Origin of the sequence: Bacillus oleivorans (assembly GCF_900207585.1) — a bacterium.
Lineage (GTDB): Bacteria > Bacillota > Bacilli > Bacillales > JC228 > Bacillus_BF > Bacillus_BF oleivorans.
In genome coordinates this window covers 1-4,205 of record NZ_OAOP01000023.1, presented here as the reverse complement: position 1 = coordinate 4,205, position 4,205 = coordinate 1, and the positions used below count along the sequence as shown (strand labels likewise).

Below are 4,205 nucleotides of genomic sequence, written 5' to 3'. Positions count from 1 at the left end.
AGTTAGAACGGTTATATAAAGGGGAGTTGGAGAAATGGGGTAAGACGAGTCGTCACTCACAAGGGTAAATCAATTGATGGAGAGATATTAACCATCTGTACGGTATTTGAGGAATCCGTTAGTAAAGAACAGTTGAAGAAAATGAACTGTTATTGCAAGACACACGATGTACTGATATTACGAGATAAAAAGTTCGAGTGGAAAGGGGAAATGTTGAGTTGAAAATATGTACTGTCGCGAATTGCGAAAAGAAAGTGTTGGCTAAAGGCCTATGTAACACTCATTATTGGCGGAAGTACAGAACCGGGGATCCAACGAAACTAATAAATCAACCAAGAAGTAAATATAAACACTGCAAAGCTGCAGATTGTTATAGGGAAGTATTCTCTAAGGGATATTGTAGAAAACATTACAAGAGATTATATAAACATGGTGATGTAAACACTGTACACGATAAAAGAGCTATTCCTATTGATTTTGTAGTAGATGAAAATGGTTGTTTTAATTGTACCTCACATAAAAGAAACAAGTTTGGTTATCCTCTTGTCGGATTAAGAGGTAAAAGTTCTCCTATGTACCGTAAAATTTACGAAGAGATGTTTGGCGATATTCCAGAAGGTTTATGTATTAGACATAAATGCGACAACCCTCAGTGCATAAATCCGGAGCATTTGGAATTAGGTACTCACTTTGACAACATGCAAGACAAAGTTAAAAGAGGGAGACAACCTAGAGGGGAGGATATTTACAGCCATGTTCTAACAGAAGAAGAGGTTATTGAAATCAAGAAACTACTTAACATGAGACATATCTTAATAAAAGACATAGCGAAAATATATGGAGTTAATCCGTCAACTATCGGCGATATCAAAAACGGTAGGACATGGAAACACTTAAGTATTTCTTAAACTTTCTAGGAAAAAAGGGCATAAAAACCCATATTAACAGTATAGTCAAATCATTTATTTAACAAGAGAAAGGATGTTCGTATATGAACGTAATCATTTTAACAGGAAATGCAGTAAAAGATGTGGAGCTCCGTTATTCGCCTTCAGGTACACCAATAGCAAATGGAACTATAGCAGTACAAAGAGATTTTAAGAATCAACAAGGAGAGTATGAAACTGACTTCTTCAATTTCGTGGTTATCGGAAAGCTTGGTGAAGTCATGGCTAACCATATTCGAAAAGGGGACAAATTCGGAATCAAAGGTAAACTGCAAAACCGGGTGTGGGAAAAAGACGACGGAAAGAAGCAATATTTCACAGAAGTATTTGTTGATGGATTCGACTTTCCGGTAAAGCCAAAAGGAAAGAATGAGAACACACCACCGCCAAAACAAAATACCGGGAATGCAGCCTTTAAAGATTTAGACGATGATCCATTTGCAGACAATGGCGAACCAATAGATATTAACGATGATGATTTACCGTTCTAGGAGGAAACTATGAAACTAGACCCAACACACCGATTAGAAATCATCGCAGAATTAGAACGGAAAACCAAATATACATTTGAATTCTTAAACCCACTAACAGACGAACAATTACTAAAGCTGTATAAGGAAAGGAGCTAACATGAGAAGCGGTAAGCAAACAGTAGTTGATGGGATAACCTTTGACAGCCAAACGGAAGCTGAATACTATGAATATCTTAAAACTCGGGATGATGTAGAAAGTATAAAGTTACAACCGCAGTATATTCTCATGGATGAATTTAAAATCACATGCAGCCGTTGTGACTTAGGATATGTTACTTCCGAAAAGACCGGCAAAATTATCAAATGCAAAACATGTAAAGGCACAGGCCTTAGAAACCGGCAAGCATGGACATATACGGCTGACTTTGAAGTTCTATGTCATGACGGAAGGGTACAAGTTATAGACGTAAAGGGATTCGCTAATGAGCGTTTCCCTCTAGTCAGAAAAATGTTTGAGTATCAGAACGGGTATGAGTTGCTAGTTGTAAAGAAAACAAAAACTGGGTGGAGGTATGTATAATGGTCGGATATTTTTGGGCTTTCGTTTTAGGCATACTTGTTTTCGGAATTGGTATCGGTATCGGTTGGAACATGAGAGGAAGTGTTAAAGAAAAAGATCATTATGAATTTCAAGCATTAGGTGACAAACTCACCAAATTAGGTTGGGGAATCGAAGAAATTAAAGAGAAGGTTAGACCATGACCGAATACGAACAAGCCTTGATCGCTGTAAGAGATGTATTTGTCCATTATCCCAAACGCTATGAACACTGTGAAGAAGAATTAAGAAAAGTGGAGCAGGAGATTCAAGACCTGCTTCACGCTATCGAACTATCAAACTTCAATGCTAGTACAGGCTATCAACTATCCAAGCAATTACAAAAGGCTAGGAAGGATAGACGGAGACTGAAAAACGAACTAGAACTCCTGGACAGCATAAAAGAGTTTATCTCCTATGCAAAACCGACTGAAAAGAACATAAACAAAATCATAACGGATTTACGGACTACGGAACAAAGACAGTTGGTGAGAGTTTACAAAATGAGGGTCCGGGACGATTTACAGGAGATGGTGAGTAAATGACCAAACCTCACTGGATAGACGAACACGTTAAAGAAATAACCAAGTATCAAAGACTACTAGACCAAGTACCCGATGAAGATAAGGTAACTCAAATAGATTTACTCTCTAAACAACTTGTATTCATCGGGAAGCTGGCTGCCGAGTTTGCGGAGGAACATAAACGAATCTACAACGAACGGAAAAGAGTGTATGCACAAGCGGAGATAGATGCACCAAGAAAAGCACAGGCTTACGCGGAATTGGCAGTAGTGGATTTAAGGGACCAGGAAAAAGAAGCATTCGGCAATATGAAACGGTGGGGGAATGCTTTTACAAGTACCCGCGAAAGGTTGAACGCATTGAAGTATAAATTAAAGATCGACATAGAAGATGGTTCTAGCAAAGGGAGGTTTTAATATGCCGGGTCCAAAACCGCAAGATATTAGTGGACAAAAGTTTGGGATGTTGACCGCAATAAAAAGAGTTGGTAAAAGTGCAGGTCGTGTATCTATATGGTTATGTAAATGTGATTGTGGGAACGAATACGAAACAATTATTAGTAGGCTAAGAAACGGTACGACTACAAGTTGCGGTTGTAAAAAGAGAGTAGACAATCCAGTTTCTAACGAAAGACTTTTTAGAATTTGGCAAAGCATGAGACAACGATGTAACAATCCAAATGCTAACTACTATGAATTGTATGGTGGTAGGGGCATAAAAATTTGTCCTGATTGGGATAAGTATAAAGCTTTCAAAGAGTGGGCATTAAACAACGGGTATGAAGAACATCTTACAATAGATCGAATTAATAACAACGAAGGATATAAACCGAACAATTGTAGGTGGGTGACAATGAAAGAACAACAATCAAACAAGAATAACAATGTATTTGTTAAGTACAATGGTGAAAAAATCACACTTGCAGAACTTTCTAGGAGAACAGGATTAAGTTTACCGATGTTACACAGAAGGCATAAGGCTGGTTATCGAGGTGAAAAGTTATGGACTAAAAGACACTTACAAACAAATGAGGTTCTAGGGTGAAAGAAATTAACGCACTTAAATACAAAGTCAAAATCGATATTGAAGATGGATCAAGTAGAACGAGGTGAAAATATGAACGCTACCGTAACTAAGTTTAACAAACACCAAATATACGGCATATTAAAAAACTACCACTGGATGGTTAAAGAGATACAACGAATCGATCACTATCTCTCTGAAACAGATTTTAGGGGAGCTGCCCAATATGGCATCGAAGCAACCTTACCAAAAGCACAGGGAGTAGTCGGGAAAGCATTGGAGAATGAAGTCATTAGACGAGTGAACAAGTCGAAACGTCTGCAAAAATACATCGAAGAAGTCAACTTTATCAATGAGCGTATCCCTTTGATTACAGATGAAAAGGAAAAGGTGGTACTCGATTGTTTGCTGGACGGAATGAGTTTGACTGGTATCTCTAAGCATATGGGAATAAGCCGGGTGCAAATTACAACGATACGTGATGATGTTGTAGATAAATTGGCGAGGGATTAAAGCAAAACGCGAAGGAGAGAATATTTGTGAATCATACAGAACAGTTGGAAAAGCTAATCAGCGAAGTCCTGGATAAATACGCAAAGGAAAACCAATTAAAAATTTCTTACAACTCAAATTATTATAAA

The 4,205-nt window shown here is 37.9% G+C and carries 9 protein-coding genes; all 9 read left to right on the top strand.

Going from position 1 to position 4,205, the window contains the following annotated elements; genetic code table 11:
• Positions 1 to 218: 218 nt before the first annotated feature.
• The 9 genes from CRO56_RS22460 (at position 219) to CRO56_RS22425 (ending at position 4,077) form a co-directional block, all read left to right on the top strand.
• Positions 219 to 908, top strand: coding sequence for an HNH endonuclease signature motif containing protein (locus CRO56_RS22460; RefSeq protein ID WP_097160858.1), 690 nt, complete (start codon positions 219 to 221; stop codon positions 906 to 908).
• 83 nt (positions 909 to 991) lie between these two features.
• Positions 992 to 1,438, top strand: coding sequence for a single-stranded DNA-binding protein (locus CRO56_RS22455; RefSeq protein WP_097160857.1), 447 nt, complete (start codon positions 992 to 994; stop codon positions 1,436 to 1,438).
• Positions 1,439 to 1,447: 9 nt separating this feature from the next.
• Positions 1,448 to 1,576 carry a hypothetical protein gene (locus CRO56_RS23475; protein ID WP_281257354.1) on the top strand — a complete coding sequence of 43 codons (129 nt, stop codon included), beginning with the start codon at positions 1,448 to 1,450 and terminating at the stop codon, positions 1,574 to 1,576.
• A gap of 1 nt (position 1,577) precedes the next feature.
• The gene (locus tag CRO56_RS22450) at positions 1,578 to 2,000 is read left to right on the top strand and encodes a DUF1064 domain-containing protein (RefSeq protein ID WP_097160856.1); all 423 of its coding nucleotides are present in this window, start codon (positions 1,578 to 1,580) and stop codon (positions 1,998 to 2,000) included.
• Positions 2,000 to 2,182 (top strand): hypothetical protein, encoded by a 183-nt coding sequence (locus CRO56_RS22445; RefSeq protein WP_097160855.1) that lies wholly within the window; start codon positions 2,000 to 2,002, stop codon positions 2,180 to 2,182. The genes CRO56_RS22450 and CRO56_RS22445 overlap by 1 nt, the downstream gene beginning before the upstream one ends.
• Complete coding sequence (locus tag CRO56_RS22440) at positions 2,179 to 2,562, top strand: hypothetical protein (protein ID WP_097160854.1); 384 nt, start codon at positions 2,179 to 2,181, stop codon at positions 2,560 to 2,562. Before CRO56_RS22445 ends, CRO56_RS22440 begins: the two co-directional genes overlap by 4 nt.
• On the top strand, positions 2,559 to 2,957 hold the full coding sequence (locus CRO56_RS22435) for a hypothetical protein (RefSeq protein ID WP_097160853.1): 399 nt from the start codon (positions 2,559 to 2,561) through the stop codon (positions 2,955 to 2,957). The genes CRO56_RS22440 and CRO56_RS22435 overlap by 4 nt, the downstream gene beginning before the upstream one ends.
• Position 2,958: 1 nt before the next feature.
• Positions 2,959 to 3,585 (top strand): hypothetical protein, encoded by a 627-nt coding sequence (locus CRO56_RS22430; protein ID WP_097160852.1) that lies wholly within the window; start codon positions 2,959 to 2,961, stop codon positions 3,583 to 3,585.
• Between the two features lie 72 nt (positions 3,586 to 3,657).
• Positions 3,658 to 4,077: a hypothetical protein gene (locus CRO56_RS22425; protein WP_097160851.1), complete on the top strand. Its 420-nt coding sequence runs from the start codon at positions 3,658 to 3,660 to the stop codon at positions 4,075 to 4,077.
• Positions 4,078 to 4,205 lie beyond the last annotated feature (128 nt).

What these genes read in the sequence shown, in the direction of transcription:
- CRO56_RS22455 (WP_097160857.1), top strand. Translation starts at nt 992, where the DNA reads ATGAACGTAATCATTTTAACAGGAAATGCAGTAAAAGATGTGGAGCTC.
- CRO56_RS23475 (WP_281257354.1), top strand. Translation starts at nt 1,448, where the DNA reads ATGAAACTAGACCCAACACACCGATTAGAAATCATCGCAGAATTAGAA.
- CRO56_RS22450 (WP_097160856.1), top strand. Translation starts at nt 1,578, where the DNA reads ATGAGAAGCGGTAAGCAAACAGTAGTTGATGGGATAACCTTTGACAGC.
- CRO56_RS22445 (WP_097160855.1), top strand. Translation starts at nt 2,000, where the DNA reads ATGGTCGGATATTTTTGGGCTTTCGTTTTAGGCATACTTGTTTTCGGA.
- CRO56_RS22440 (WP_097160854.1), top strand. Translation starts at nt 2,179, where the DNA reads ATGACCGAATACGAACAAGCCTTGATCGCTGTAAGAGATGTATTTGTC.
- CRO56_RS22435 (WP_097160853.1), top strand. Translation starts at nt 2,559, where the DNA reads ATGACCAAACCTCACTGGATAGACGAACACGTTAAAGAAATAACCAAG.
- CRO56_RS22430 (WP_097160852.1), top strand. Translation starts at nt 2,959, where the DNA reads ATGCCGGGTCCAAAACCGCAAGATATTAGTGGACAAAAGTTTGGGATG.
- CRO56_RS22425 (WP_097160851.1), top strand. Translation starts at nt 3,658, where the DNA reads ATGAACGCTACCGTAACTAAGTTTAACAAACACCAAATATACGGCATA.